The organism is Saccharicrinis aurantiacus (genome assembly GCF_947489045.1).
Classification (GTDB): Bacteria; Bacteroidota; Bacteroidia; order Bacteroidales; family Marinilabiliaceae; genus Saccharicrinis; species Saccharicrinis aurantiacus.
In genome coordinates this window covers 253,970-280,170 of the sequence record NZ_CANLCN010000001.1, presented here as the reverse complement: position 1 = coordinate 280,170, position 26,201 = coordinate 253,970, and the positions used below count along the sequence as shown (strand labels likewise).

At 31.7% G+C, this 26,201-nt stretch carries 22 protein-coding genes; 18 read left to right on the top strand and 4 right to left on the bottom strand.

The window, feature by feature from the left end; genetic code table 11:
* The first annotated feature begins 204 nt into the window (after positions 1-204).
* A complete protein-coding gene (locus QMO11_RS01080; protein WP_282035632.1) occupies positions 205-1,722 on the top strand; it encodes an oligosaccharide flippase family protein in 1,518 nt (505 codons plus the stop codon).
* Positions 1,723-1,788: 66 nt separating this feature from the next.
* Positions 1,789-2,970 carry a glycosyltransferase gene (locus QMO11_RS01075; RefSeq protein WP_282035631.1) on the top strand — a complete coding sequence of 394 codons (1,182 nt, stop codon included), beginning with the start codon at positions 1,789-1,791 and terminating at the stop codon, positions 2,968-2,970.
* A 128-nt stretch (positions 2,971-3,098) separates the two neighbouring features.
* Here the strand turns inward: QMO11_RS01075 and QMO11_RS01070 are convergent, their stop codons facing one another.
* On the bottom strand, positions 3,099-4,862 hold the full coding sequence (locus tag QMO11_RS01070; protein ID WP_282035630.1) for a right-handed parallel beta-helix repeat-containing protein: 1,764 nt from the start codon (positions 4,860-4,862) through the stop codon (positions 3,099-3,101).
* Positions 4,863-5,735: 873 nt separating this feature from the next.
* Between QMO11_RS01070 and QMO11_RS01065 the strand changes: the two genes are divergently transcribed.
* The 16 genes from QMO11_RS01065 to QMO11_RS00990 all read left to right on the top strand — a co-directional run bounded on the left by QMO11_RS01065 (position 5,736) and on the right by QMO11_RS00990 (position 22,130).
* Positions 5,736-6,836, top strand: a complete 1,101-nt coding sequence (locus tag QMO11_RS01065) for a polysaccharide pyruvyl transferase family protein (RefSeq protein WP_282035629.1) — start codon at positions 5,736-5,738, stop codon at positions 6,834-6,836.
* Positions 6,837-6,933: 97 nt separating this feature from the next.
* Entirely contained in the window at positions 6,934-8,106 is a 1,173-nt protein-coding gene (locus QMO11_RS01060) for a glycosyltransferase (RefSeq protein ID WP_282035628.1), read from the top strand.
* A gap of 34 nt (positions 8,107-8,140) precedes the next feature.
* Positions 8,141-8,704, top strand: a complete 564-nt coding sequence (locus QMO11_RS01055; RefSeq protein ID WP_282035627.1) for an LbetaH domain-containing protein — start codon at positions 8,141-8,143, stop codon at positions 8,702-8,704.
* 5 nt (positions 8,705-8,709) lie between these two features.
* The gene (locus QMO11_RS01050) at positions 8,710-9,429 is read left to right on the top strand and encodes a glycosyltransferase family 32 protein (protein WP_282035626.1); all 720 of its coding nucleotides are present in this window, start codon (positions 8,710-8,712) and stop codon (positions 9,427-9,429) included.
* Positions 9,422-10,540, top strand: a complete 1,119-nt coding sequence (locus QMO11_RS01045; protein WP_282035625.1) for an EpsG family protein — start codon at positions 9,422-9,424, stop codon at positions 10,538-10,540. The genes QMO11_RS01050 and QMO11_RS01045 overlap by 8 nt, the downstream gene beginning before the upstream one ends.
* A gap of 41 nt (positions 10,541-10,581) precedes the next feature.
* Positions 10,582-11,637 carry a glycosyltransferase family 2 protein gene (locus QMO11_RS01040; RefSeq protein WP_282035624.1) on the top strand — a complete coding sequence of 352 codons (1,056 nt, stop codon included), beginning with the start codon at positions 10,582-10,584 and terminating at the stop codon, positions 11,635-11,637.
* Between the two features lie 29 nt (positions 11,638-11,666).
* Positions 11,667-12,758: a glycosyltransferase gene (locus QMO11_RS01035; RefSeq protein WP_282035623.1), complete on the top strand. Its 1,092-nt coding sequence runs from the start codon at positions 11,667-11,669 to the stop codon at positions 12,756-12,758.
* 12 nt (positions 12,759-12,770) lie between these two features.
* Positions 12,771-13,673: a glycosyltransferase family 2 protein gene (locus QMO11_RS01030; protein WP_282035622.1), complete on the top strand. Its 903-nt coding sequence runs from the start codon at positions 12,771-12,773 to the stop codon at positions 13,671-13,673.
* Between the two features lie 38 nt (positions 13,674-13,711).
* Positions 13,712-14,788 carry a glycosyltransferase gene (locus QMO11_RS01025; protein WP_282035621.1) on the top strand — a complete coding sequence of 359 codons (1,077 nt, stop codon included), beginning with the start codon at positions 13,712-13,714 and terminating at the stop codon, positions 14,786-14,788.
* A 24-nt stretch (positions 14,789-14,812) separates the two neighbouring features.
* Entirely contained in the window at positions 14,813-15,979 is a 1,167-nt protein-coding gene (locus QMO11_RS01020) for a glycosyltransferase family 4 protein (RefSeq protein WP_282035620.1), read from the top strand.
* 36 nt (positions 15,980-16,015) lie between these two features.
* Positions 16,016-16,621, top strand: a complete 606-nt coding sequence (locus tag QMO11_RS01015) for a sugar transferase (RefSeq protein WP_282035619.1) — start codon at positions 16,016-16,018, stop codon at positions 16,619-16,621.
* 59 nt (positions 16,622-16,680) lie between these two features.
* Positions 16,681-17,304, top strand: a complete 624-nt coding sequence (locus tag QMO11_RS01010; RefSeq protein WP_282035618.1) for an acetyltransferase — start codon at positions 16,681-16,683, stop codon at positions 17,302-17,304.
* 37 nt (positions 17,305-17,341) lie between these two features.
* Entirely contained in the window at positions 17,342-18,478 is a 1,137-nt protein-coding gene (locus QMO11_RS01005) for a DegT/DnrJ/EryC1/StrS family aminotransferase (RefSeq protein ID WP_282035617.1), read from the top strand.
* Between the two features lie 69 nt (positions 18,479-18,547).
* Positions 18,548-19,603: a GNAT family N-acetyltransferase gene (locus tag QMO11_RS01000; protein ID WP_282035616.1), complete on the top strand. Its 1,056-nt coding sequence runs from the start codon at positions 18,548-18,550 to the stop codon at positions 19,601-19,603.
* A 6-nt stretch (positions 19,604-19,609) separates the two neighbouring features.
* Positions 19,610-20,701, top strand: a complete 1,092-nt coding sequence (locus QMO11_RS00995) for a lipid II:glycine glycyltransferase FemX (RefSeq protein WP_282035615.1) — start codon at positions 19,610-19,612, stop codon at positions 20,699-20,701.
* 412 nt (positions 20,702-21,113) lie between these two features.
* Positions 21,114-22,130 carry an acyltransferase gene (locus QMO11_RS00990; protein WP_282035614.1) on the top strand — a complete coding sequence of 339 codons (1,017 nt, stop codon included), beginning with the start codon at positions 21,114-21,116 and terminating at the stop codon, positions 22,128-22,130.
* Positions 22,131-22,531: 401 nt separating this feature from the next.
* On the opposite strand, the gene QMO11_RS00985 is transcribed toward QMO11_RS00990, so the two are convergent.
* The 3 genes from QMO11_RS00985 to QMO11_RS00975 are packed head-to-tail and all read right to left on the bottom strand — an operon-like array spanning position 22,532 to position 26,196.
* Positions 22,532-23,740: a DUF4302 domain-containing protein gene (locus QMO11_RS00985; protein WP_282035613.1), complete on the bottom strand. Its 1,209-nt coding sequence runs from the start codon at positions 23,738-23,740 to the stop codon at positions 22,532-22,534.
* Positions 23,740-24,708 (bottom strand): substrate import-associated zinc metallohydrolase lipoprotein, encoded by a 969-nt coding sequence (locus QMO11_RS00980; protein WP_282035612.1) that lies wholly within the window; start codon positions 24,706-24,708, stop codon positions 23,740-23,742. The genes QMO11_RS00985 and QMO11_RS00980 overlap by 1 nt, the downstream gene beginning before the upstream one ends.
* A gap of 6 nt (positions 24,709-24,714) precedes the next feature.
* Positions 24,715-26,196, bottom strand: a complete 1,482-nt coding sequence (locus QMO11_RS00975) for a RagB/SusD family nutrient uptake outer membrane protein (RefSeq protein ID WP_282035611.1) — start codon at positions 26,194-26,196, stop codon at positions 24,715-24,717.
* Positions 26,197-26,201: the final 5 nt, after the last annotated feature.

Here is a 26,201-nt window from a genome sequence, read left to right as displayed (position 1 = left end):
TAATTTTAGCATAGTTAGCATATCATTGGTATAAAAATATAACAGATTAATCAAGTTCAAAACTCGGAGAACTTTTTTTTGTGTAGATTCAAAATTGATTAACCTCTTTTAGTCTTTAATTATAACTATTTTCTATATGTACTAAGAGTTAATCTAAATTAATTTGAAAAATAAGTAAATAGATTCTTCAGTTACTATAGCGAAATGATACGCAAATTAAAAAGCATTAATCAATTAAAAGTAGGTGCCGCACTCTCTTACCTAAATATTATAGTTGTAAACTGTATAGGGTTAATTTTAACTCCTTTTATTATCCGGTCTTTGGGTGATTCAGAGTATGGATTATATACTTTAATTGGTTCATTTGTAGCCTACCTTACATTAATGGATCTAGGGTTGAACAATACTATTGTTCGTTTTGTATCAAAATATAGAGCTGAAAAAGATCGAGAAGAAGAGAAGAAGTTTTTAGGACGTATATATGTTATATATGGTGCAATTTCGTTATTGGTCACCATGATAGGTCTGATTTTATACTTTAACATAGAGACAATTTTTAGCGAATCATTATCTATAGATCAAATTAAGAAGGCAAAAGTAATGTACCTAATATTAGTATTTAATATTGCCATTTCTTTGCCGGGGGGATCTTTTACTGCTATTTGCAATGCTTACGAACATTTCGTATTTCCAAGAGTGATTAATTTCGTTCGCTATTTAGTACGGGCAATAACAGTTGTTGCTGTTCTGAAATTAGGAGGAAAAGCAATATCCCTAGTTATCCTAGATACCATATTGAATATCATAGGTATAACTACGTTGTTTTTATATACAAAAAGAAACATCAAAATTAGAGTTGTATTTTCAAATATTCGATTCAGCACAATAATACCTATATTCAATTATTCGATATGGATATTTATAATTGCCATAACACAATCGTTTCAATGGAATGCAGGTCAATTAGTTTTAGGTATTAATGTAAATACAGTGACTGTGGCAGTTTATGCAGTAGGAATAATGTTGGGAACATATTATGGCGCATTTGCAGGTGCAATAAATACGTTATTATTACCAAAAGCAAACCAAATGGTTGTACAAGATAAAAGTCCTAACGAATTAACCTTGATAATAATAAAAGTCGGGAGGTTGTGTAATGGAATTTCATTATTAATACTAAGCGGGTTTTATTTATTTGGTGAGACATTTATTCATTTGTGGGTGGGAGATGGATACAGAGAATCATGGTTAGTTGCTTTTTTAGTAATGTTAGTAACAACAATTCCTTTGTCTCAAAGTTTTGGCCATTCGATACTTGAAGCGCAGAACAAAATTCGTTTCAAAGCGCTAGCAAATTTAGCGACAATTATAATTGGAGTCTTAATTGGTTTAGTATTATCAAAAAAATTCGGAATTAAGGGTATGATATATCCACTCACAGCCGCTATGTTTATGAATGTAATAATTAGCAATTTGTATTTTCGATATGTTTTTGGTTTTAAAATCTTACTTTTTTATTCCAAGGTTTATTTTAAACAAACCCTATTATTACTATTTCTAGTTATAAGTGGAAACTATATACTTAATTATCTGAGTATATCTTTTACCTGGACTAATTTAGGAATAACAATAGCTATATATACTATAATTTATAGTATGGCATTTTATTTTTTTATTATGAATATTGAAGAGAAATCACTCTTACGACGCGCATTGTCTTAGCTCAGGTTTAGGTGAGTTTTAAGTAGCATCTAATCAATATTAACAAAACCTAAAAACTTCAATTTAATGACAATAGAAAAAAAGAAAACTATATTATGGGTTATTGATTCGTTAAGTTGTGGTGGGGCAGAAAGAAGTTTTGTATCCATCCTGAATTTAATCGACATTTCAAATTATAATATTGATGTATTACTTTTAAAAAGAGGAGGAGTTTTTGAAGCTTATTTACCTGATGGTATTAATTTGATAAGCCCTACCGGTTTTTTGGGAGATATGTCGTACAAAGCAATTTTTAAACGTCTTTCATTAAGCCAAATTATATCAAGGATTAAACTGTCAAGCCAAGTTAGAAAACAAAAAGGAAAAATTCATGGAGCTGAGGTATTATGGAATTCTATTAATAAATGTGTTGATAAGGAACGTAAACACTACGATATCGCAATTGCTTACCAACAAGGTTTCCCTACCTATTTTGTGGCAGAAAAGATTAGTGCTACTAAAAAAATAGCCTGGATTAATGCAGATATTGATAATGCTGGTTATAAACCAGAGTTTAATAAAAAATTCTATAAGCAATTTAATAATATTATTGCCGTATCTGACTCGTTAAAACTTAAATTAAGTAAAAACTACCCTGAATTTACAGAGAAGTTTGTTACTGTGTATGATATGCTAAACCCTAAGCTAATTCAAAAAATGTCTCTAGATAAAGGGTTTAACGATAACTATGCAGGTTTACGTATTTTAACAATTGGCCGAATGGTTGAGCAAAAAGGATATGACATAGCAATAAATACAGCTTTACTATTAAAAAATGCTGGATATTCCTTTAGATGGTATGCTATAGGGGACGGACCTAAAATGAAGGAAATGCAAAAGCTAGTAAGTGACCTTGATTTGGAAAACGAATTTGTGTTATTAGGATTAAAACCGAATCCATATTCTTTTATAAGAGAATCTGATTTATATGTTCAAACCTCAAAATCCGAAGGATTTGGACTAACCGTAAGTGAAGCAAAGATATTACACAAACCTATAGTGTCTACTAATTTCTCATCGGTATTTAACCAAATATCTGACGGTAAGAATGGGTTGATTGTTGAAATGAATAGCAAGGCCGTATTTGAAGGGATCAAAAATCTAATCGAAAATTTTGAGTTGAGATCTTATTTAATTTCCAATACAGAATGCGAAGAGAATACTACGGCCATAACAGAACTATTAAAGGTTAAAGAGCTTATTGATTAAACTTTATTAGCAAACAAACACTGCTCTAATTATCCCTAAAATAAACTACCGAGTGTTGAAAACACTCAGTAGTTTCAGTTAAACAGTTTATACGATAGTACAACTCTAAGCCCTATACCATCCTTACATTAATTTACTATAATACCTTTAGAATTATAAATATGCCTCTCTACTTCTTTTTTACTCATTTGTATTCCATCTAAAAAGTTATCAGAAATTAACACATACTTATCTTCACCACCTTCAATATTGTTTATTCCACTAAAGCTAATTGGCATATAGGCACAATTGAAAATCTTGTTGTTATATACTTTTAGATTGTTTGCCACTGCACCATACGCATATATCCCGTAAGTAACATACCTGTCCTTAGGTAGTTCGATGTGGTTATCGTAGATCTCTGAATTACCACAATTTCTAATTGCCATGGCGGTTGTTTTACCAATAATTTTGTTGTTGTAAACTTTTGCATTGAATGCTTGAAAAAAAATACCAATACCACCTATTGTATCACTTTGTATAGTATTACCATAAACTTCATTGTTTTCGTGATAAGTTCTGTAAGCTCCATTGCCGATAAAAATTTGACTGGCAACTTTATTATTTCGTATAGTTATATTTCTACCTGTATTAAAGCCCATTCTTTGTTGAACATCATTATTTTCAATTGTTACATTCTCTCCTATTGCAACAGTAAAAGATATATTTGCCCCCCCCCTTTCAATGTTGTTGCTTATAACAAAATCTTGAGTAGTATGATAACGTATAAGGTTCTTATTATCGTCTAGTCCCCACCACGACTCTACATCAATTGCACACCTAGGGGCTATTCCTTTAGAATTTTCTGTATCAACTCCGGAATTAAGAAATTTATTACTATCAATTGTTACACGTACACCATCACCTGGTGAAATCCCATTTCTTCTATTACTATCAAATGTACAATTAGATATAGTAATATCGGATGACTGCGTATATGTCATCCCATTACCTATACTTGTATAGGTTCCAAGACACCCAACGGTTAGTCCATCCCCCGTAGAATATTCTAATACTGATCCTTCAACCAAAATATCTTGGGAGGCTGTTATACCTACTAAATTACCTCCTTCATGTGTATCTTCCCATGTATATGCTCCGTCTAATTTATTAGTACTAGAGTAATCATGTTCATCCCTGTCTCCATAAAAATTACCACCTAATATTTTCACATTTACTACTTCGCGAATTTGAAAAAGAACATACCTGGGCTTTCCATTAGGCTGTACTCTAATATTAGTATCATCATTCATTTGTAGTGTGAAATTATTATGCAATGTAATTGCTGCCTTACGATAATAGTCATAAGTGACATTAAAATATGCATCCAGTTTTCCTATATTAAAGGTATTTGCACCTAGTCGCTTACTATCATCAATAGCTTTCTGTATTGATTTTTTATTGAAGATTGCAACTTCGTCAGTAACCCTTCCTTCTGTAATCTGCCAATTATCTTTATTAAATTGAAAAGTCGTGTTTAATAACTTAGCATCACCTTCCACTTCTAGGTCATAATTAAGTAGACGACCATCTATTTGTCCTTGTTCATTAAAGATTAAGGTTCCGTTTGTTATTTCACCTCCACTGTAATAATTAATCACAACACTAGATGGAATAATTATATCCTCACCTTTTAAATCGTGACTGCACTTGATGTTTAAAGTGTCATTTATTTCTACTGTATTAAAATCGAAATCGCAAGGCGTGTATGCAATATCATCTAAGTTATCCTCGTCGCCTAAATTTTCATTTGAAGAATCATTCAAAATGTCATCATCAGGTATAATTTGCTCGATTGAGCATGCGTTAATAAGGATAAAAGCTACTATCCAAAAAAGAGAAGTGTTTTTCATGTCGTTTTATATTAAATTGAGAATTGTATTCAAATATGTTATTGGTATCGATCCTGCTACTAAGAAGAGCTCATTCATTAAATACTAAGGCAAGTCGCCTTATCATAATAAACACTCTTAACTACAGACTTACAAATCGTTACAAACATTCATATATCAATAAATAACGAGTATTGGTCAAAAAAGTTACATGTTTGGTCAAAAAAACACCCATCAAGCCAGTATAACAAAAACTAGAGGTCTAGTTATTTCAATGCTGTATTACTACTTTAAATGTGATTGATTATTTTTTTTATAATCATAAAAAAATAAAATAGCTTATTAAACATCCTATAAAACAACAACCCAACACACTTACAACACACTCACAAACAGAAATATACAACTTAACAAAGTAAAAGGGTGATATGATAATATCTGATTTTGAATTCCAGTAAATTGCAAAAAACCACTTAAAACTAACACAACACGAGTACTAGCATCTAATATTTTCTGTTTATCAGAAGTATACAAATGGGGGTTTACCTTTTGTCGTGAATAATTTCTACTTAAACAAAAAAAACAAAGTGTTTATCATTATTAAAATCAAAATAAGTAATTGAATATTACATTTACAGTATACGAATATAAAGTCAATGCATTGTGAGCAAAAAGATTGTGTTGACTTAAAAAAAAGGAAATCACAGTTAATATAATCGCACAAATATTTCAGGTCAAACTAAAATATAAAATGTGATTTAGGGAGGCGAAGCTGTGTATTCTAGTATAATATATCGAATATAGAATAACCCAATGCATAACAATTATTTCTCACACGAGGGGAGCATTGATAGAGAGTTCCGTAGATTAATTTGAGTATTTAAATTATAATGAATGAAGATTAAAACTATAACCTGCCATGATGTATACAACTATGGGGCATCACTTCAGGCATATGCCTTGCAGAAACATTTGATAGATAGCGGGCATAATGTTGAGATTATAAATTATAAACCACCCTATTTAAGTCAGCACTATAACCTATGGAAGGTTAATCACCCTAAATGGGATACTAATTGGTTATTACGGTTAATATATTTAGCATTGAAATTACCGTTCCGATTGATTGATTTAAAGGGTAAGTTTAATTTCGATAATTTTAGAAAAAAGCATTTGGTAATTACATCAAAAAGGTATAGTTCAAATACAGAATTAAAACAAGATTGTCCAGAAGCAGATGTTTTTATTGCAGGTAGCGATCAGATATGGAATTGTTTATTTCCAAATGGTCGAGATGCAGCATTTTATTTGGATTTTGCACTAGGGAATTCTTTGAAGATTTCTTATGCAGCAAGTTTCGCAACGGAAACGGTAATATCTGAACATGTACCATTTGTAAAAAAAATGTTGCAAAATTTCGATCACATATCAGTACGTGAAAAGGGAGCACTAAAAATATTAGGGGAGCTTGGGATTAGCGATGCTTCATGGGTTTCAGATCCCGTTTTTTTACTCGATGCGAAACAATGGAACTCTATTGGTACAAAATCTTATGGTTGTGATTATATTTTAATATATGATTTTGAAGAGAATGAGAGAATCAAGCAGATTGCATTGGAAATTTCTAAAAGCCAGAACTTAAAGATATTTTCTGTAAAAGCTAAATTAAGTTATGCAGATAAAGCTTTTAATTTTGTCGGCCCTTCAGAATTTGTTTCTCTAATTAGGGATGCTAATGTAATTATAACAAACTCTTTTCATGGAGCTGCATTTTCATTAATTTACAATAAAGAGTTTATTGTTATTTCAAGAGAACAAGGAATAAATACAAGAATGCAGAATTTACTAGAATTTTTAAATCTATCCGATAGATTAGACCCTGCTCCTGCAATGACTAAAAAGCTTGATGAGATTAACTATACCGAAGTAAACTCTTTATTAACACCATTGATCGATAATTCCAAGTTATTTTTACACAAAACATTAACCTCCTAATCACAAAATCATAGAGTTGTTATTCGTTTTTTACCGTTTATTCTTGAAAAATATCATTTAGAGAATATATCGCATATGATTTTTAAAAATATTATAAATGAAAAAGAAAATTTTTATAACCACCCAATACATGCATTTAGGAGGTGTTGAAAGATCATTGCTTGGATTCTTGGATGCTATTAACTATAATAACTATGAAGTAGATGTTTTTATTCACAATCATACGGGTGAATTAATGAAATATATAAATCCAAGCGCTAACTTATTGAATGAGATACACGCCTACACTACTCTTACCCGACCCATTTTTGAAATATTAAAGGAAGGATATTTTAAAGTAGCATTTGGAAGATTAAAAGCCAAATTAAAAGCGAAGAATTTAGATGAAGATCCTTTGAGTTATTCTATATTTCAATATATTGCAGATACTACGGTGAAATACATGCCACAAATTAGCAATAAAGAGTATGATTTGGCAATAAGTTTTTTAACCCCCCACAATATTGTAAAAGATAAAGTAAATGCTAAAAAAAAGGTGGCATGGATTCATACGGATTATTCTACCATTTCGATAGATGCAAAGGCTGAATTACCAATATGGTCTAGTTTTGATTATATCGCTGCAATTTCAGAAAGTTCTAAAGGTGCTTTTGATAAATTGTTTCCTTCCTTACAAAAAAAAGTCTTAGTAATTGAGAATATGTTGTCTATGCAATTTGTTAAAGAACAAGCAATGGAAGAAACTATTACTCTAGGAGGACAGGTTACTCTATTAACAGTTGGTCGTTTTTCTCACGCAAAAGCATTTGATAGAGCCGTGTATATGTGTGCTCACTTAATAAAAATGGGTGTACCTTTAAAATGGTATGCTATAGGTTATGGAGATCAAGAAACTATAGAAAAAGCGATTGAAGATACAGGCATGCAGAAGCATTTTATAATTTTAGGTAAAAAAACTAATCCTTACCCTTATATGAAGGCATGCAATATTTACGTACAACCTTCTCGTTATGAAGGTAAAGCTGTCACTGTACGTGAAGCTCAAATGCTTTCTAAACCAGTTGCAATAACTAACTTTCCAACATCACAGAGTCAATTAACAGATGGCTTTGATGGAATTATAGTTCCAATGGATATTAAAGGAGCTACAGAAGCAATTAAAAAATTGATTGAGGATGAAAAATTACAGGAAAAATTAGTTGAGAACTGCAGTCGCACTGATTATGGCAATTTTGAAGAAATAGAAAAAGTTTATAACTGTTTGTCTTAACACAGAAAGCGTACTAACCTAATTCATTAATTTTATGAGATTTATTAACTACTTAGGTCAACTATTTTTTTTCCCTCATCTACTATTATACTTGCCGGCCGTTAAAAAGAATATAAATAGTCCAAACCTAAATGCAAATTCTTCTAAGCATCTAAATAATAAAATAAGTAAATTTAATGAACTAATATATAAACTATTAGTCGATAGGTATTTTAGAACTTTTTTTTACTTTCATTTGAACAATATATCCTCAAAAATTTTAAGAATATTTTACCCATCGTATCCTAGTTTTATTATTGGTGATTTTTCGAATATAAAAGGAGGGGTAAAATTGGCTCATCCCAATGCGACTATCATTAATACAGAGACAATAGGAAGTAGCTTGTATATTAATCACCTTGTAACTATTGGTGAAAAGAATGGCAAAAAACCGGTTATAGGTAATAATGTGGAAATACATGCCAACGCTTCGGTAATAGGCGGAATAACAATTGGAGATAATGTTATTATTGGAGCCGGTGCTGTAGTTGTTTGGGATGTGCCAGATAATGCTGTGGTAGCTGGTAATCCTGCTAAAATAATCAAAATTAGAAATTAGCTCATATGATACCAAAAATTATTCATTACTGTTGGTTTGGTAGAGGTGAGATGAATGCCTTGGCAAAGCATTGCATTGACACTTGGAAGAAGATCTTACCAGATTATGAATTGCGCTTATGGAATGAAGATAATTTCGATGTAAATTCAACTTTGTGGACACAACAGGCTTACAAAGAAAAAAAGTATGCTTTTGTAGCTGATTATGTAAGATTACATGCTTTGTATACAGAAGGTGGTATTTATATGGATACAGATGTTGAGGTATTAAAGTCATTTGATCGTTTTTTAGACTGCCCTGCTTTTGCAGGATTTGAATCAGAAACAATGATACAAACAGGTTTAATAGGGAGCGAAAAAGCAAGCTTTTGGTCAGAAAAGATGTTTAGCTACTATAAGAATAGACCCTATTTAAGGCCTGATGGAACACCTGAACCTATCACAAATGTTACCATAATTTCGGAGATGATGAATAAATATGGTTTTTTACCCAATAATACATTTCAAACTTGTAATGGAATATTACACCTTTACCCAACAGATTTTTTCTGCCCAAAAGATCAGTTAACTTTGAAAGTTCATACAACAGAAAACACATATTGTATTCACCATTTTGACGGTTCCTGGTTTTCTCCTGCAGTAAAATGGAAAAAGAAGTTAAGATCACTGCTTCCGACAGGTTTATATCTTTATTTAAGGAAACATTTTATAGAGAAAAATGATTGACTTTATACCTCTAAGTATATATACAACTCTTTTTAACTACTTAATTTTATTGATGGTTCTTGTAACTGTTGTTCAGGGTTACGCAGGCGTTTTGTTAAATCGAACTTTAATTAAAATACAGGTACCTTGGGGTATATTGATATCTATTATTTTAATACTTTATATAGGGTTACGACCAATATCTGGATATTACTTTGGAGATACATCTAATTATGCTCTTTCCTATGATAGGATACAAATGGGATTAACAGATTCAGATGGTGGAACAGAATGGGTTTTTAATGGCTTAATGTGGTGGTTTGCGAATAATGACTTTTCTGTTCATATCTTTTTTCTATTCTGCACCTCCCTATATATAGGATTTTATTGGTTATGCACTAGAAGATTATTCGGACAGTTTTACTTTGTTCCATTACTGGTATCAATGAGTATGTTTATATTTTTTACGAATACAGTAAACGCTATAAGAACAGGTATAGCTATATCAGCTTTACTGGGGGCAATGTCCTATAAAAAAAACCTTTTAGTAGTAATATTTCTGTGCGCTTTTTCTTATTTTACGCATAATTCAGCGATTCTTGTTATAATATCGGGCATTTTAGCTTGGTTTATTAAAAACCCAAAATATTATATTCTGGCTTGGCTTTTATCAATAATTGCTTCTTTAACTGTTGGTAATGCTGTGGCTAACCTTTTTCTTGCATTAGGTATTGCAGATGATAGATTAGCTAGCTATCTGGATACTGCTGATCAATATGCTAGTTCTTTCTCAAAAACAGGGTTTAGGTGGGACTTTCTATTATTTAGTTCGATGCCAATTATATTAGGGGCGTATTTTATATTTAAAAGGAACTTTAAAGATCCTACTTATATATGGATTTATAATATTTATGTTATAAGTAATAGTTTCTGGGTGATTGTGATTCGCGCTGCTTTTTCAAATCGTTTTGCAATGTTGTCATGGATAATTATGCCTATCGTTTTGATATACCCCTTTTATAAAAAACGTTTTTGGGCTAACCAATCGCAAATGATTAGTCATGCACTAATCCTATTTTACATTTATACATTTTACACAAATGTTATATATGGTGGGTTTAAGCTATTCTGATGTTATAATTAATGGAATTGACCTAAATAAAAAGAGTAAAGATGATTTTTGATCATACATATCTAATTAGCATTATTGTTCCAGTATATAATATTGAGGAATACCTTCCTAGATGTCTTGATAGCTTAATAAGTCAAAGTTACGTAAATATTGAAATCATATGTATTAATGACGAATCTCCAGACCGAAGTGATAAAATTCTAGAGGAATATTCGAATAAAGATGATCGTATAATTGTAATTAATCAAAAAAACCAAGGCGTATCTGCAGCACGAACAAGAGGAATAAAAGAAGCTAAAGGAGAATGGGTTCTATTTGTAGATGGTGATGATTGGATTGATTCCAAAACTTGCGAGGTAACTTTGGATATTGCAATACAACAAAAGGTTGATTTAGTATTTTGGGGTTATAAAAAAGAGTTTGCACACAGATGTGAAGTAAAGCATTTGTATTCAGATAGCAAGTATTTTGAACTGAGTTTATATAATGAATTACAACGTAGAGTTATAGGGTTATACGCTGAAGAGTTAGTTGATCCTAGCAGCGCTGATTCAATGGTTACTGTATGGGGCAAACTATACCGAACAACCCTTATTAAAGATATTGAGTTTATTAGTCTTAAGTTAATTGGCACAGCAGAAGATGCTTTGTTTAATTTAGAAGCAATGGGTAAAGCGAGTTCAGCTTTCTATATAAAAGAGAATTATTATCATTACCGGAAAGACAATACAAGTTCAGTAACTTCAAGTTACAAACAAGAACTCGCGCAACAATGGAGTGTATTATTTAAGAAAATGGCTGCATTTATACCTGATGATAACAATAAAAAGGTATACAACCGAGCATTAAACAGTAGGATTAGTTTGAGTATTATTGGAGTGGGATTAAATGAGTTTAATAGTTCTAAACCTTTGAAAAAGAAACTCTCAGTTTTAAATAATTACCTATCTTCAAAACTATATAGGAACGCAATATCTGATCTACAATTAAAATATATGCCATTTCATTGGCATGTCTTTTTTCTTTGCTGTAAGCTAAACCTTACCATTGGAGTATATGCTTTATTAATAGTTATTAGGAAAATAATTAATCGATAATTATGAATATTTCCCCAATACGCGTATTGATGATTTTTACCATAATGGATCGTGGTGGTGCAGAAACTATGGTAATGAACTATTTTCGAAATGTTGATCGAAGTACAGTAGTTTTTGATTTTCTCGTACACCGAGAAGAAGAAGGTGCTTATGATAATGAGATAAAGACTTTAGGAGGAAATATATTCAAACTGCCGGGGATTTCATTAAAATCACTATCTGCATATAAACAGGCTGTTCATAGGTTTTTTGAGGAGCATAATGATTACAGAATTATTCATGGACATTGTTCTGAGCTGGGGTATTGGATTTATAAAGAAGCCAGTAAAAAAGGCGTTCCTTTTATTGCTGCACATGCACATAACGCTCCATTAGGCTGGGATTTAAAAATGCCTTTTAGAAATGTTTTAAAAAGATTAATGCGACCTTATATAACTCATTGCTTTACTTGTGCCGAAGCCTCTGCAATATGGTTATTTGGTAAAGAAAGGGCGAAAAATGCCATCTTTCAAGCAAATGCTGTTGATGCTTCTAAATTCCAATATGCTGAAAATAAGCGAAATAAAATAAGGACAAGAGAGCAGTGGGATAAACGATTTATTATAGGAAATGTGTCTCGTTTCGATAAGCAAAAAAATCATCTATTCCTGCTAGATATAGTTAGTGAGATACTAAAAAAACGTCAGGATATTTTGTGTGTATTGATTGGAGCTAATGGAAGCGAATATGAGAAAGTAAAGCAACGTATTAAAGATCTTAACCTAGGGAATCATATAAAGTTATATGGAACTCGATCAGATATTCCCGAATTAATGCAAGGTATGGATGTATTGTTATTTCCTTCATTTCATGAAGGTTTATCAGTGACCATGATTGAAGCTCAGTCTTCAGGTTTAAAAACATATACATCAACTGGGGTTTCAAAACAAGTGGCTATTATTCCAAAATTGGTTGATTTTATAGAGTTGAATAGGGGTGCCAAGTATTGGGCTTCTCAAATTTTACAACAGAAATACGAGAGAAAAAATACGTTTGAAAGTATCAAAGTTGCTCATTTTGATATCAAGGAAAATGCAAAATGGTTAACAGAATTTTATTTGTCACAAATAAAGAATAAATAAAAATACAATATAATGGATAAACCTATTCTAACAGTTTTCACTCCGGCCTTTAATAGGGCACATACCATTCATAGAACATACGAAAGCCTGTTAAGGCAAACTTGCAAAGATTTTGTTTGGTTGGTTATTGATGATGGGTCAACTGATGCTACAAAAGAGTTGGTAAACGGTTGGGTTAAGGAGAATAAAATACGCATAAACTATCATTACAAAGAAAATGGAGGAATGCATACTGCTCATAATTCGGCCTATAGATTAATCGATACTGAGTTAAACACCTGTATAGATTCGGATGATTATATGACTGACGATAGTGTAGAGCTAATTGTGAACTTGTGGAAAGAAAAGGGAGGAGATCAGTATGCTGGTATAATTGGTTTAGATGAAAGTATGCAAGATGGTAATGTAATAGGTACACTATTTACTAAATCAGAAACTACATTAACGGAATTTTATAGTCAGGGAGGAAAAGGTGATAAAAAATTGGTTTATCGCACAGACATAATGAAGTCTCTTCCAGAATACCCAGAGTTTGAGGGAGAGAAATATGTAGGATTAGGGTGGAAATATATGTTAGCTGACCTTAAATATAAGATGATTACAATCAATAAGGTTCTTATAATTGTAGATTATCAGCTAGATGGTTCATCCATGAATATGTATAAGCAATATTTTAGAAACCCTAAAGGTTTTGCTTTTATTCGTAAAGAAGCTATGAAACATCATCCTTCATTTAAAAGGCGTTTTATAGAAGCTATTCATTATGTCAATTCAAGCATTATTTCTAAGAATCGAAATTTTGTTTCAGAATCGCCACAAAAGCTTCTAACAATCGTTGCTGCTCCGTTTGGTTGTATTTTATATTTATATGCAAGAAATATGGTAATAAAGGGAAGGAAAATGGAAGTTCGGTAGGTAAAGACTTAAGAAAACTCTGTTTTAATTAAACGTATATGAGACAAAAAGTAAGAGTATTACAAATATTGCATGGTTTAGCACCTGCAGGAACAGAAGCATTTGTATTAAATACTGTTGAGCATCTTGATAAGGATAAGTTAGAAGTAAGTTACCTTATAGCTGTAAATGACAGGCAATACCATCAGGATCATGTTGAAAGTTTAGGGCATAAGGTTTATATGACTTGTGACTTGAATGGAATAGTAAAGTTGTTTAAGCATTTTTATCTGCTTTATAAAACTTTAAAGAAATTCGGGCCTTTTGATGTTTGTCACTCTCATATGGACTTTTTAAATGGTTTAAATTTGTTTGTTGCTTATTTGGCTAAGGTAAAAATAAGAGTCTCTCACTCTCATAATTCAGCTAAAATAGAAGATAATCTACTTGTTAAGTATTATAGGAAAACGATGAGGTTATTTATTAATACTTTTGCAAATGTAAAATTAGGCTGTTCTCATGATGCCAATGAGTTTCTATATGGTATTAAAGCCTGTGAAAAAAGTCAGGTCATTTATAATGGAATTGATTTGAACAATTTTAAAGTTCTGGAACGAAAGCCTAATTTAAACTTTATCACTGTAGGCAGGATGGTGCGACAGAAAAATTGCTTGTTTTTGGTTAACGTTATAGCTGAATTAAAAAAGATTTATCCATTAGTGAAACTATCCTGGGTTGGAGATGGTTCAGACCGTATTAGTATTGAAAAGAAAATAAGAGAATTAGGTTTATGTAAAAATATTGAATTGTTAGGAGTACGTAAGGATATACCACAACTACTTGTTACTCCTAATTATTTTCTCATGCCTTCTTTATATGAAGGGTTACCATTTGCCCTTGTAGAAGCTCAAGCAGCCGGTTTGCCGTGTTTTATTTCAGATGGAGTGCCCAAGCAAGCGAATATTGGTTTATGTATGTTTATTCCTTTGGCTTTGAGTGCTGAAGAATGGGCAAAAAAAATCGCTAATTACATTGAAGGTAGTACAAAGAGAATGAAACTGGACAAAGAGGCGTTGGGTAAATTTGATATAAAGACATCGTCAAAAGTTGTTGAGCAAATCTATTTACAAAACTAAGGCCAGTTTAATAGTTAGTTTTTAATGAAGAGAATAAAAATACTAAGAATTGCAGCCATACCAGGCTCGTTAGATTGGTTGTTGAAAGGGCAACTAAAATTTTTAAATAATTACTTTGATGTTTTAGGAGTAGCATCAGAAGGCGAAAGTCATAAGATACTTCAAGATCGCGAAGGAATTAAAACTACAGTTGTTAAGATTGAAAGGAATATAAGTCTAAAACAGGATTTAAAGTCAGTTTTTAATTTATATAAGCTGTTCAAAAAAGAAAAACCTGATATCATACATTCTGTAACACCAAAGGCTGGCTTACTGTCTATGATAGCCGGATATTTGGCCAATGTTCCTATACGTATTCATACATTTACAGGTCTGATTTTCCCTTATAGAAATGGGCCTTTTCGTTATTTATTAATAAATATGGATAGGTTAACGTGTCTATTTGCGACTAAGATAATTCCAGAGGGTCAGGGGGTCAAAAGTGATCTAATCAAGCATCGAATCACAAAAAAGCCATTAAATATAATTGCAAATGGAAATGTGAACGGAATTGATATTGATTATTTCAAACAGGAATTGGTTAGTGATGAACAGAAAATAAAGTTAAAAGAAGAATTAGAGATTAAACACGGTGATTTTATTTTCTCATTTGTAGGACGTATTGTTGGAGATAAAGGAATTAATGAGTTGATTGATAGTTTTTCTAAGCTTCATCTAATCCATAATCACATAAAATTGGTATTGGTTGGGGATTATGAAGCAGAACTAGACCCTTTACAGGATGAGACACTAAGAATAATTAAAAGTACTAAATCAATTATCGAAGTTGGATGGCAAACTGATATTAGACCTTATTTAAGTATCTCCGATTGTTTTGTATTTCCCAGTTATCGTGAAGGATTTCCGAATACAGTTTTACAAGCTGGTGCAATGTGCTTACCTAGTATAGTCACTAATATAAGTGGTTCAAACGAAATAATTAGTAATGGAGTTAATGGCTTAATAATTCCATCAAAAGACAAGGAAGAGCTAAGTTGTACTATGGAAAGATTAATTGTTGATGAGCAATTACGTTCAAAGTTGGCAGAAAATGCTCGAAAATTAATTGTAGATAAATATAAAAATGAGCTTGTCTGGGAAGAGTTGTTGGAAGAGTATACTTTACAATTGAGCCTGAGTAACCCATCTTGACATTCTTTTAAGTCATGTCAATAAACATAGTAAATTATGTATAAGAGATATATTAAACGTTCGTTGGATTTAGTTATAGCCACAGTTTCATTTATAATATTTAGTCCGATTTTTTGTATTGTTACAGTTCTATTGTTATTTATAAATAATGGTAAACCATTCTTTTTCCAATTGCGCCCAGGGAAGAATGCCAGAATCTTTAAAATAGTGAAGTTTAAGACTATGACAGATAAAGTTGGGCAAGATGGAAAATTATTACCGGATGCTGAACGCATGACTGTAGTCGGAAGTTTTGTAAGAAAAACCTCTTTGGACGAAATCCCTCAGTTACTTAATGTTATTGTTGGAGATATGAGTTTGGTTGGGCCAAGGCCTTTATTGATTGATTACTTATCGTTGTATGGAGAAGAACAATCAAGGCGTCATTTAGTAAAGCCTGGAATAACAGGTTGGGCTCAGGTAAATGGAAGAAATGCAATATCGTGGAAAAAGAAGTTTGAATTTGATGTTGAGTATGTAGATAATATTTCTTTTAAAATGGATCTTACGATTATAATGATGACTGTAATAAAGGTATTTAAAAGTGAAGGTGTTAATAAAGAAAATCATGCTACCACAGAAGCATTCAATGGAAACAATTAATAGGAATCCAAAACTTATAATTGCTGGAAAAAGGCAATATGTGAATAAAAGGTAATATAATGGCAGAAAAAAATTATTTACTTTATGGAGCAAGTGGTCATGCACGCGTAATATTAGATTGTATAAAGGCTAATAAATCAGGGGTTATTGGAGTTTTTGACGATAATTTAAATATTAAAGACTTTCATGGATTAAATTTTATTGGTAATTATAATGAAGAAGAACATACATTTCCATTAGTTATTTCCATAGGCAGTAATATCATTAGAAAACAAATAGCAAGTATTGTAAAACCTTTTTTCACTAATGTTATACATCCTAGCGCTAGTATATCTAGGTCTGTTGAAATTGGCAAAGGAACTGTGATATTGCATCATGCAATCATTCAATCTGGTTGTATAATAGGCAATCATGTCATTATTAATACAGGTTCTTCTGTTGATCACGAGTGTATTTTAAATGATTATGTTCATATTTCCCCACAAGCAACTTTATGCGGAAATGTAACAGTAGGAGAAGGAACACAAATTGGAGCCAACGCTACTATTATTCCAGGAGTTAAAGTTGGCAAATGGGCTATGATTGGAGCCGGGAGTGTTGTAATTAGGGATGTACCAGACTTTGCTGTAGTCGTTGGTAATCCAGGAAAGATAATTAAGAAACAGTTACTTGATATTATATAGTAACAAGCTCACATTTCTAACTAAATATTAAAATTTAATGTCACAAAAAATATGGTTATCATCGCCTCATATGGGAGGTGGAGAGATGAAATACGTGCAGGAGGCTTACGACACTAATTGGGTTGCACCATTAGGGAAAAATGTAAACGAGTTTGAAAATGTTATTGCTTCTTATACGCACACAAAAGAAGCCTCTTGCCTAAGTTCAGGCACTGCGGCTATTCATTTAGCATTAATTTTATTAGGAGTGAAAGCTGAAGATGAAGTGATTGTTCAAAGCTTCACATTCTCTGCAAGTGTAAATCCTATTTGTTATTTAGGGGCCAAACCTATTTTAGTTGATTCAGAAAAAGATACTTGGAATATGTGCCCTAATGCTTTAAAAGAAGCTATTATAGATCGAATAGAAAAGGGTAAGAAACCCAAAGCTATTATTCCGGTACATTTATATGGAATGCCTACAAAAATGAATGAAATTTTAGATATTGCAAATGCCTATGACATACCTGTTATTGAAGATGCTGCTGAGGCATTAGGATCTTCATTTCAAGGTAAAAGAATGGGTGGTTGGGGGAAATTAGGCGTCCTTTCATTTAATGGGAATAAGATCATTACTACCTCTGGAGGTGGCGCACTAGTATCAGCCGACGAGGCTTTAATAAGAGAATCGAGATTTCTAGCAACTCAGGCCAGAGATGAAGCTCCACACTATGAACATAGTCAGATTGGCTATAATTATAGGATGAGTAATATTGTAGCAGGTATTGGAAGAGGTCAAATGGAGGTACTTGAAGAACGAGTCGCTAAGAGACGTTCAATAAATTTATGGTACAAAGAATTACTTAAGGGCATATCCGGAATTACTTTTCAAGAAGAATTGTCATCTGAATATTTTTCTAATTATTGGTTAACTTCTATCTTAATAGATTCTGAAAAAACAGGGGGTATTACAAGGGAATATTTAAGATTAGCATTTGAAAAAGAAAATATTGAATCTCGCCCCCTATGGAAACCAATGCATTTACAACCGATATTTCATAATTATCCTTTTTATGGGACCGGAATTTCAGAAAAGATGTTTACAGATGGCTTATGTCTTCCTTCAGGCAGCAATATGACAAATGAAGATCTAAAAAGGATAGAAAAAGTACTAAGGAAAGTATTTAATTTTTAATACTTAATCTATAGTACACTTACTTACATGTGACGTATATTATGACAATAGAAATATAAATAATCCTAAATGTTAAAAGTATTAAAGGCCCAAAACATAGAAGAGCATAAAGAGTGGTTAAATATTTGGGAGAATTGGGAGGAAAGAGAGGTTTTTGCTCACCCAAATTACTTATCACTCTATCAGAATTCAGAAGCATGTTGCGCTATATATCAGAAAAAAGATAAGAAGGTCATTTTTCCTTTCTGTTTAAGAAAAATTGACCTAAATGTAGGCGATAATATTGTGTATGATATTATAACCCCTTATGGTTATGGTGATATTTATTACTTGGGAGAAGGTTCTTTTAAAAATGAACTAAATAACTTTAGGTCACTTTTTGAAAGTTGGGCAGTTGAGAATAATGTTGTTAGTGAATTTATAAGGTTTGATTTATTAAGCAATAGTCGGTTGCTTTACAGCGGAAAAGTGTGTTTAAATAATGAAAACATCATTTGCCATTTAAATAAAGGTGAAGAGGTTATTTATAGGGAATTCTCTGCAAAGGTAAGGCGTAACATAAAAAAAGCTAAACGATCAGGTCTCGAGATTAGTATGGATAGTTCAGGTACCGATTTAGATGATTTTTTAGAGCTGTACTATTCTGCAATGAACCGCTTAGGAGCACATTCGAAGTATTATTTAGATAAAGCATATTTTCATAAATTACATCAAGGCCTAAAGGGACATTTCTCATATTTTTATGTCAGTTGGCAAGGAAAAAAAATCGCAACTGCCTTAGTTTTGGTATCTGCACAAAAAATATATTTTTTCTTGGGAGGTTCAGATCAGAATTATTTCTCGATGCGCCCTAATGATTTATTACATTACGAAATAATCAATTGGGGTATAGCTAATAAGAAAGAAATTTATGTGTTGGGCGGAGGTGTTGATGCGGGTGACAGCTTATTTAATTTTAAGAAAGGTTTTGCACCTAAAGGTAACGTTCCTTTTTATGTGGGAACTAAAATCTATAATACCGTGTTATATGATTCTTTATGTAAGCACAAGTTAGAACGAAAAAAGAAACTTGAAAATATTAGCTTTCCGGAATACAGGAGTACTAATGAAAATTATTTAATCTAGCCAAATATGAGTTCAAATTATAGCTTCGAATGGACTAAAGCAGACGAAGCATTGATGGAATGGGATCTTTTTTTACTAAATAATCCTAGAGGTCATAGTCAACAGATAAGTCACTACCTAAAATCATATACTAAATATCCATTTTTTAACTATGAAGTATTAATCGTAAGGAACAAAGAAGGGCAGATAGTTGCTGGAATTGGAACATTTATCGTTGGAATACCCTTTTTGAAAGTGCAAGTTGCACCAATAGCACCAATAATAAGTAAAGAGGTAGAGTTTTTATTTGATGATATTATATCTGAATATATAAACCGATCAAAAAAAAACAAAACGTTTTATTGTGAGTTAAAAGCACCTATACTAAAGGAGTATAGTGTAACATATTCTCAATTTGCTCTCAATGAAATTGGTAATAATAGTCTTTACTACTCAGGAAAAAAAGGTAGTCAGTTTGGGTTAATTAGAGGAACCAACGGTTTTAGGTCGGTTCAGATACAATATGAGTCTGAACATACTCCATATGAACTATTATGGAAGGAGTATAACAAAAATACGAAACGTAATATAAAAAAAGCAGAGTCTAGTAATCTTGTTTTACAATTTGCCCAAACAGAAAGTGATATTAAATCCGCATATGAAGTTGTAGAAGAGATTGCAAAATACAAAGGCTTTCCCGTTAGGTCTTGGAGTAAGATGAAAGATTTTTTAATTGGGATGGTTAACGATGGTTTATGCATAGTACCATATTGTAAAATAGATAAAAAAGTGCAAGGAGCTCTAATAATATTTGTAGTTGGCCAACGGTTAACCTACGCATATGGAGGAATTTTAAGACAGCATAATGAGTTCAAAATTGGACATTTCTTGCATAATGAAATGTTAAAGTACAGTATAAAACAAGGATATAATTGTTACGATTTCGTTGTAGGAACAAGTCCTTCTGTAGCTCGATTTAAAGAAGGTTTTGGAGCCAAACATATTGCATTTGAAGATTCTAGATATTGGGTAAACAATAAATTCATATTTAGTTTTTGGAAAGTTTTTAAGTGGACATTGGACAAAATGAATGTTATAACATGGACGTCATCAAAGTAATTCTAGCCTACCTTAAAACATTAATAAAATAAGTAGCTGTTTAATTAATATATCTTAAAAAAAACAGCTAACTACAGTAAACAAATTTGGCTTTTGAAACAGGATCTAAAAATTTTACTCAAGATTGGTTTAAATTATATGAGTCTACGAAATATATTTAGTGTATCAAACTTAATTAATGAGAATAATTTGGGAGACAGTAATCCCACCTATTTGAAGCATATACACTATTTTAGAGGGTTTGCGATTATTAGTATTTTTTTTGTCCACTTAATGGTTTTTCCAATTAGTAAGGTAGGTGAGTTATCGAATCTCAATGTTTTTTTCTTGGTATCCGAAAAGTCTTATTTCATGCATCCACGATATACTATTTATATCAGGCCTTTATTATTAATTATCAATAAAATTTCTCATGCAAATTCAATACTTCAATAATCTAAGAGCAACTGCCTGTTTTTTAGTGCTTCTAACTCATTCAGCAATGCCAGCAACAGATAACTCGTATGGAGTATATATGGTATTATTTTCTGTCATTGCCTCGCCAAGTTCAGAGCTGTTTGTAACAATATCCTCATGTCTTTTAGCACCTACTAAGCAGGATATGTTTTCATTTTACAAAAAAAGGTTCGGTAAATTAATTTTGCCTTTTTTCTTTTGGTCGGTTGTTGTATTAGCAATTAGTTTTTTAAAACAGGAGATTAATATTTCTCAAGTTATTTATAAGTTCTTATTATTTCCAATTAAGCCAACTCATGGTGTATATTGGTTTGTTTATACTATATGTGGACTGTATCTAATAATTCCTATTATATCACCATGGTTATTAAATGCAAAAAAACGAGAGATTCAATTTTTATTACTCTTATGGAGTACGACATTAATTTTTCCATATTTAAACATATTATTTGGAAAAGAAATATATGTAATAAAAGGAGACTATTATTTTATATTATCTTATTTAGGCGGTTTTGTAGGTTTTCTTCTATTGGGTGTTTATCTGAGAAAGTACCCAATTGTATTTAAGTCTAAAGTAATGTCATTTTTCATTATTTCATGTATTCTCATTATTGCTATTTTGCCATTATTGATTGGTTACCTATACAATAGAGATTTTCTGACTGTAGTTGAGAATAACCTTTCTTTAACCAGTGCGCTGTTTGTTGTTGCAATATTCTGTTTTTATCAGAATTTTAAATTACCCAAAATTTTAGAACATATTTTTAATGATATTGCGAAGTATTCTTATGGGATATATTTAATACACATTTTAGTTATTAGAGATGGCGTGTGGCTTATTTTAAAAGGTAATAGACTACCACATCCTTTAATAGAAACACCGTTGATTGCTATTGTATCATTAATACTATGTTATATCATAGTGTTGTTAATTTCGAAGCTACCTAAAAGTAGATATGTTATAGGGGTATAAGAATATATAGCAACATTAACCTTATATAAAGAAGAATACAACTTTTATTTGATGCCAGTTCGGTTAAAGTATACCTCATCCTTGTAACTAGTTATTCCACTTTCTCAATATTCCGCGTAAAGATTATATCTCCTATATTCTTTTCAAAATCAATAGCGGAGCTAGAGAAATAAAATGTTATAGTGCAAGCTCTAATTACTTATCAGGTCTTCTATCGCTTATTAATCTATTACTAAGACTTGGTAGATTATTATCTTAGGATAATAAAATTGTTAATTGCTTGAAGAGTGTAATATAAAAAGAGGGCGTACTGCATTTTGCAATCCACCCCCTTAAATTTTAATATAAATAGATTAACACCTTCGAAGGTATTATTGCCATAATAATATTAAAATACACTATTAATCATTTAATTGAATATATTTTGAAGGATCGGTATTACTAACCAAGATGTATTCTCCATTTCCCACTTCATCAACATAAATACCATTAGGATCAAGAAGAAACTCATTGAAAAGAATATCTCCACCTCTACTATAATAAAAGAGTTTCCAAAAAGAACCTCCCCAAACAAGATAATCCCATGTTATTAGAAAGTTATTATCATCTCTTTTATTATAGTGAAAATCAGAAAGTCCTGCCCAATTACCACCTTCACTACCTGGAGCGTAAGCTAAAGTCCACCCTCTAATAACATAAAACTGTACTCCACTAAAATTAGGAACATCTTTACGTAAATAGGTTAACACCGAATCCATAGAGTATGAGGTATTTATTAACCCTTTAAAATCAACCTCCATAAACTTACTAAACACATCCGAGTTAGAAAAATGTGTATCCTCACTAACTCTAATTTCTATTTTTTTACTAGTATTTTTTGCCGTAAAAACGCTTGAGGTTTCGTCGAATACAAATTCACTCACACTTTCTCCTTCTATCTCCAGAGATGGCACAAAAATGACTCCATCCCTAGTAATACCCATATCTAATGGTGTATTTACAATTAATCCATCCTCCTGAATATTCTTCACAAAGGTCTTTCCTGATAATGTAACAAGCCTATAATTAATAGGATTATCATTAACATAGAAATCTTTAAAATAAGACAATGAATCTACTATTGGTTTCAATTTTCTTGCATCATCAATATCACTTGGTACACCTTTAACAAAAACAATACGTGTTTTATCTGCACCTAAATCTGTTTTACTGATTAAAGTAATTTCAGTATCACTTATTTCTTCAAATAAAAACTCATACTCTCTATTGGCTCTATCCAATTCGTATAAAGAATGAAAAACCGAGTGCGTTTCAAATATAAGCTCTGGAGCTTGAGAAGCACCGACTCGGTAAGTTATTGTTCTATCATCATTTCCATTGTTAAATGTTGATTTGAAAGCAACACTATCATTGTAAAAGTGCATTAAAATAGCCTCTCCTCCATAATAAGCTAACCACTGCCCATCTCCACTCATTAGAATATTTTTATATTCTGATAACACTCCGGACATCCGAACCTCAGGACTTTCTTTAAAAACTTCTTCAGTTTCATCGGTACAAGATGAAATAAGAAGAATACAGATACCTAATATGTAATATATATGTTTCATTATTTATCAGATTTATCCCCATTAGGGTTATTTGGATTTTTTAGTCTAAATACAATTTCGTCTCGTAAAACATCAAGATCAATTTTAAATTTCTCCCAATAGTAATCTTTAACTAACTTTAATTTAATAGCAATAAAATCTCGCCCTTTATTTACTTCTACAGCATCTGCATTCGGCTCAATTTCAGTTCCATCATCCAGTTTTATAATTTCTTCTGGTTCATGCGTTAAATAACGCTCTTCAAACTCCGCTACTTCAGAAGTGATATAAATTGAGAGTAGTTCACAAAAATCTTCGTTAACATCAGAAGTTCCATAATTTGATACCATACCTAATGATATAGCTTCACGGGAAATACGTGGGTTGCTTTGTTGAACATCACCAGCTAGATTTAGCCAATTATTTGATTTGTAATTAGCAGGAGTTACCTCTTTTAAACCATTTGGTAAATTGTAATTTTGATGAACAATATGTCCGAACTCATGCTCTGCAGTTCTTAACTGCATCAAAACCCAATCTGGATTACCTAAATCATACTCATTGACTTGAGTAAATGTAATTCGTACACCGGCATCAGCATAACCAAGGGTTATTGATTCTCCATCTGAATTATACATTGGCGAACCAATTAACATAACCTCTGGTGGGAAAAGCTCATAAATAAAAGATTTACCATCCTCTGTTTTTTCGAATGGAGCTATCCAAAAGTTTTTAATAAAGTTACCCATAGGTATACAAAATTCACGCTTAATTGGGGTAACTCTTTTTGAGTTATCAACTAACTTATCATCCCAGCGCCATCGGACTGCAGTTCCGTATGGCTCGAGAAAGTTATCTTTAAAGTACACATCTATCAAATCGGTAGATTCCTCAAGCTCATCAGGGACATAAATAGGAGCCTCATCATCATTACAACTAGTTATAAAAACTAAAAGTAATAGTATATGTATAATTTTTATATTCTTCATATTCATTTATCTTGGATTCTTAGTTAAGCCAGCTTCAGTTGCATCTATAGGTATCTGTAATACTTTACGCAGATCATTTTTTTCTAACACTAACTTCTTATGATCAAATGTTATATGAGTTACCTCGATATTATATCGTTTAATATCAAACCACCTCATTCCCTCATGTATGTATTCCTTTCTTTTTTCGCTTAAACACAATTGCAATAAAGCTTCTTTCTCACTCGGAACAACTGTAACTCCTTCTTCATCTACTGTTGTGTAATAGGTTTGAACATCTGATATTGTAAGGGTAACTGGGGTAGAGTAACGATACTGAGAAAACTCATTCAAGTCGTTTAAAGCCTTATCTAAATCCCCTAACTGTATGTATGATTCTATTCTATTAAAGAGTAAATCTTCTCCTCTAAATACAGCTTGCACATAAAACGGATACCCTGTTGTTGCTGTTAAACTTTCTTTGTAAAATTCTTCATCAAACTTTGCTGCTTTAATAACATTCCTACTCCCATCACCATAGTAAGACATATAACGATACCTGAAATCATTACCAGAAAAAATAGTAGCCTCAAACAATGCATTCCATGATTTAATAGCTGTTCGGTAACCGTAATTATGACGTAACCCTATACTTACTAGCTTTTCGACTATTAATATATTACTAGCATCGCCGTTGTTTATATAAAACTGCATTTTTTCAGTTACACCAGACTGCTCAGAATAGGCAATTAAATCCTTTATATAAGCTTTGTTTATTGCTGAGCCACCAAATACTTTATCTGCATACTCAATAGATTTATTATAATCCTTTTTATACAAATAAAACCGTGATGCAAAGGCATAAGCTGCTTGCTTAGTAAAGTGATATTTTTTACTTCCACTGTAATAATCATCGCTAACTAATTTTAAACCTGCTAAAAGATCTGCCTCTATTTTTTCATAGGTATTAGCTAATGTTCCCCTATCGTACTCTTTTATGAGTTGCTTTTCACTTTCCGCTACATAAGGAATACCCATGTCCTTAATTGCTGTTGTGCTATCATAATTATTACAGAATAATGTAGCAATCATAAAGTGTGAATAAGCTCTACACAGGAATGCTTCTCCTTTAATAGCATTTCTATAAACATCATCCTCATCTTCGATATTTTCCAAAGCCTCTAATGCTGAGTTTGCCTGAGCAATAGACTTATATGCGGCATACCAATATCCTGATGGAGAGTTAGTATCATCATAACTCCCTAACTCTTCCCACATAAAAGACTCTGTCATCAGTGGAGTTTGATTATTGGTTTCTATATATTCAGCCTCTTCGGTAAACCAATCTGTAAATAAGTAATCTACATTTGGATAAGCAGCAACTAAAAGCTCGGAAGCCTTATCGAGTGTATTAACTTCTATCCTATTATCAGGTGCCTCGTTTAAGAAATCGTTACAACCTGAACAACATAGAGATAGTACAATTAATAATGTATATGTGTATTTCATATATA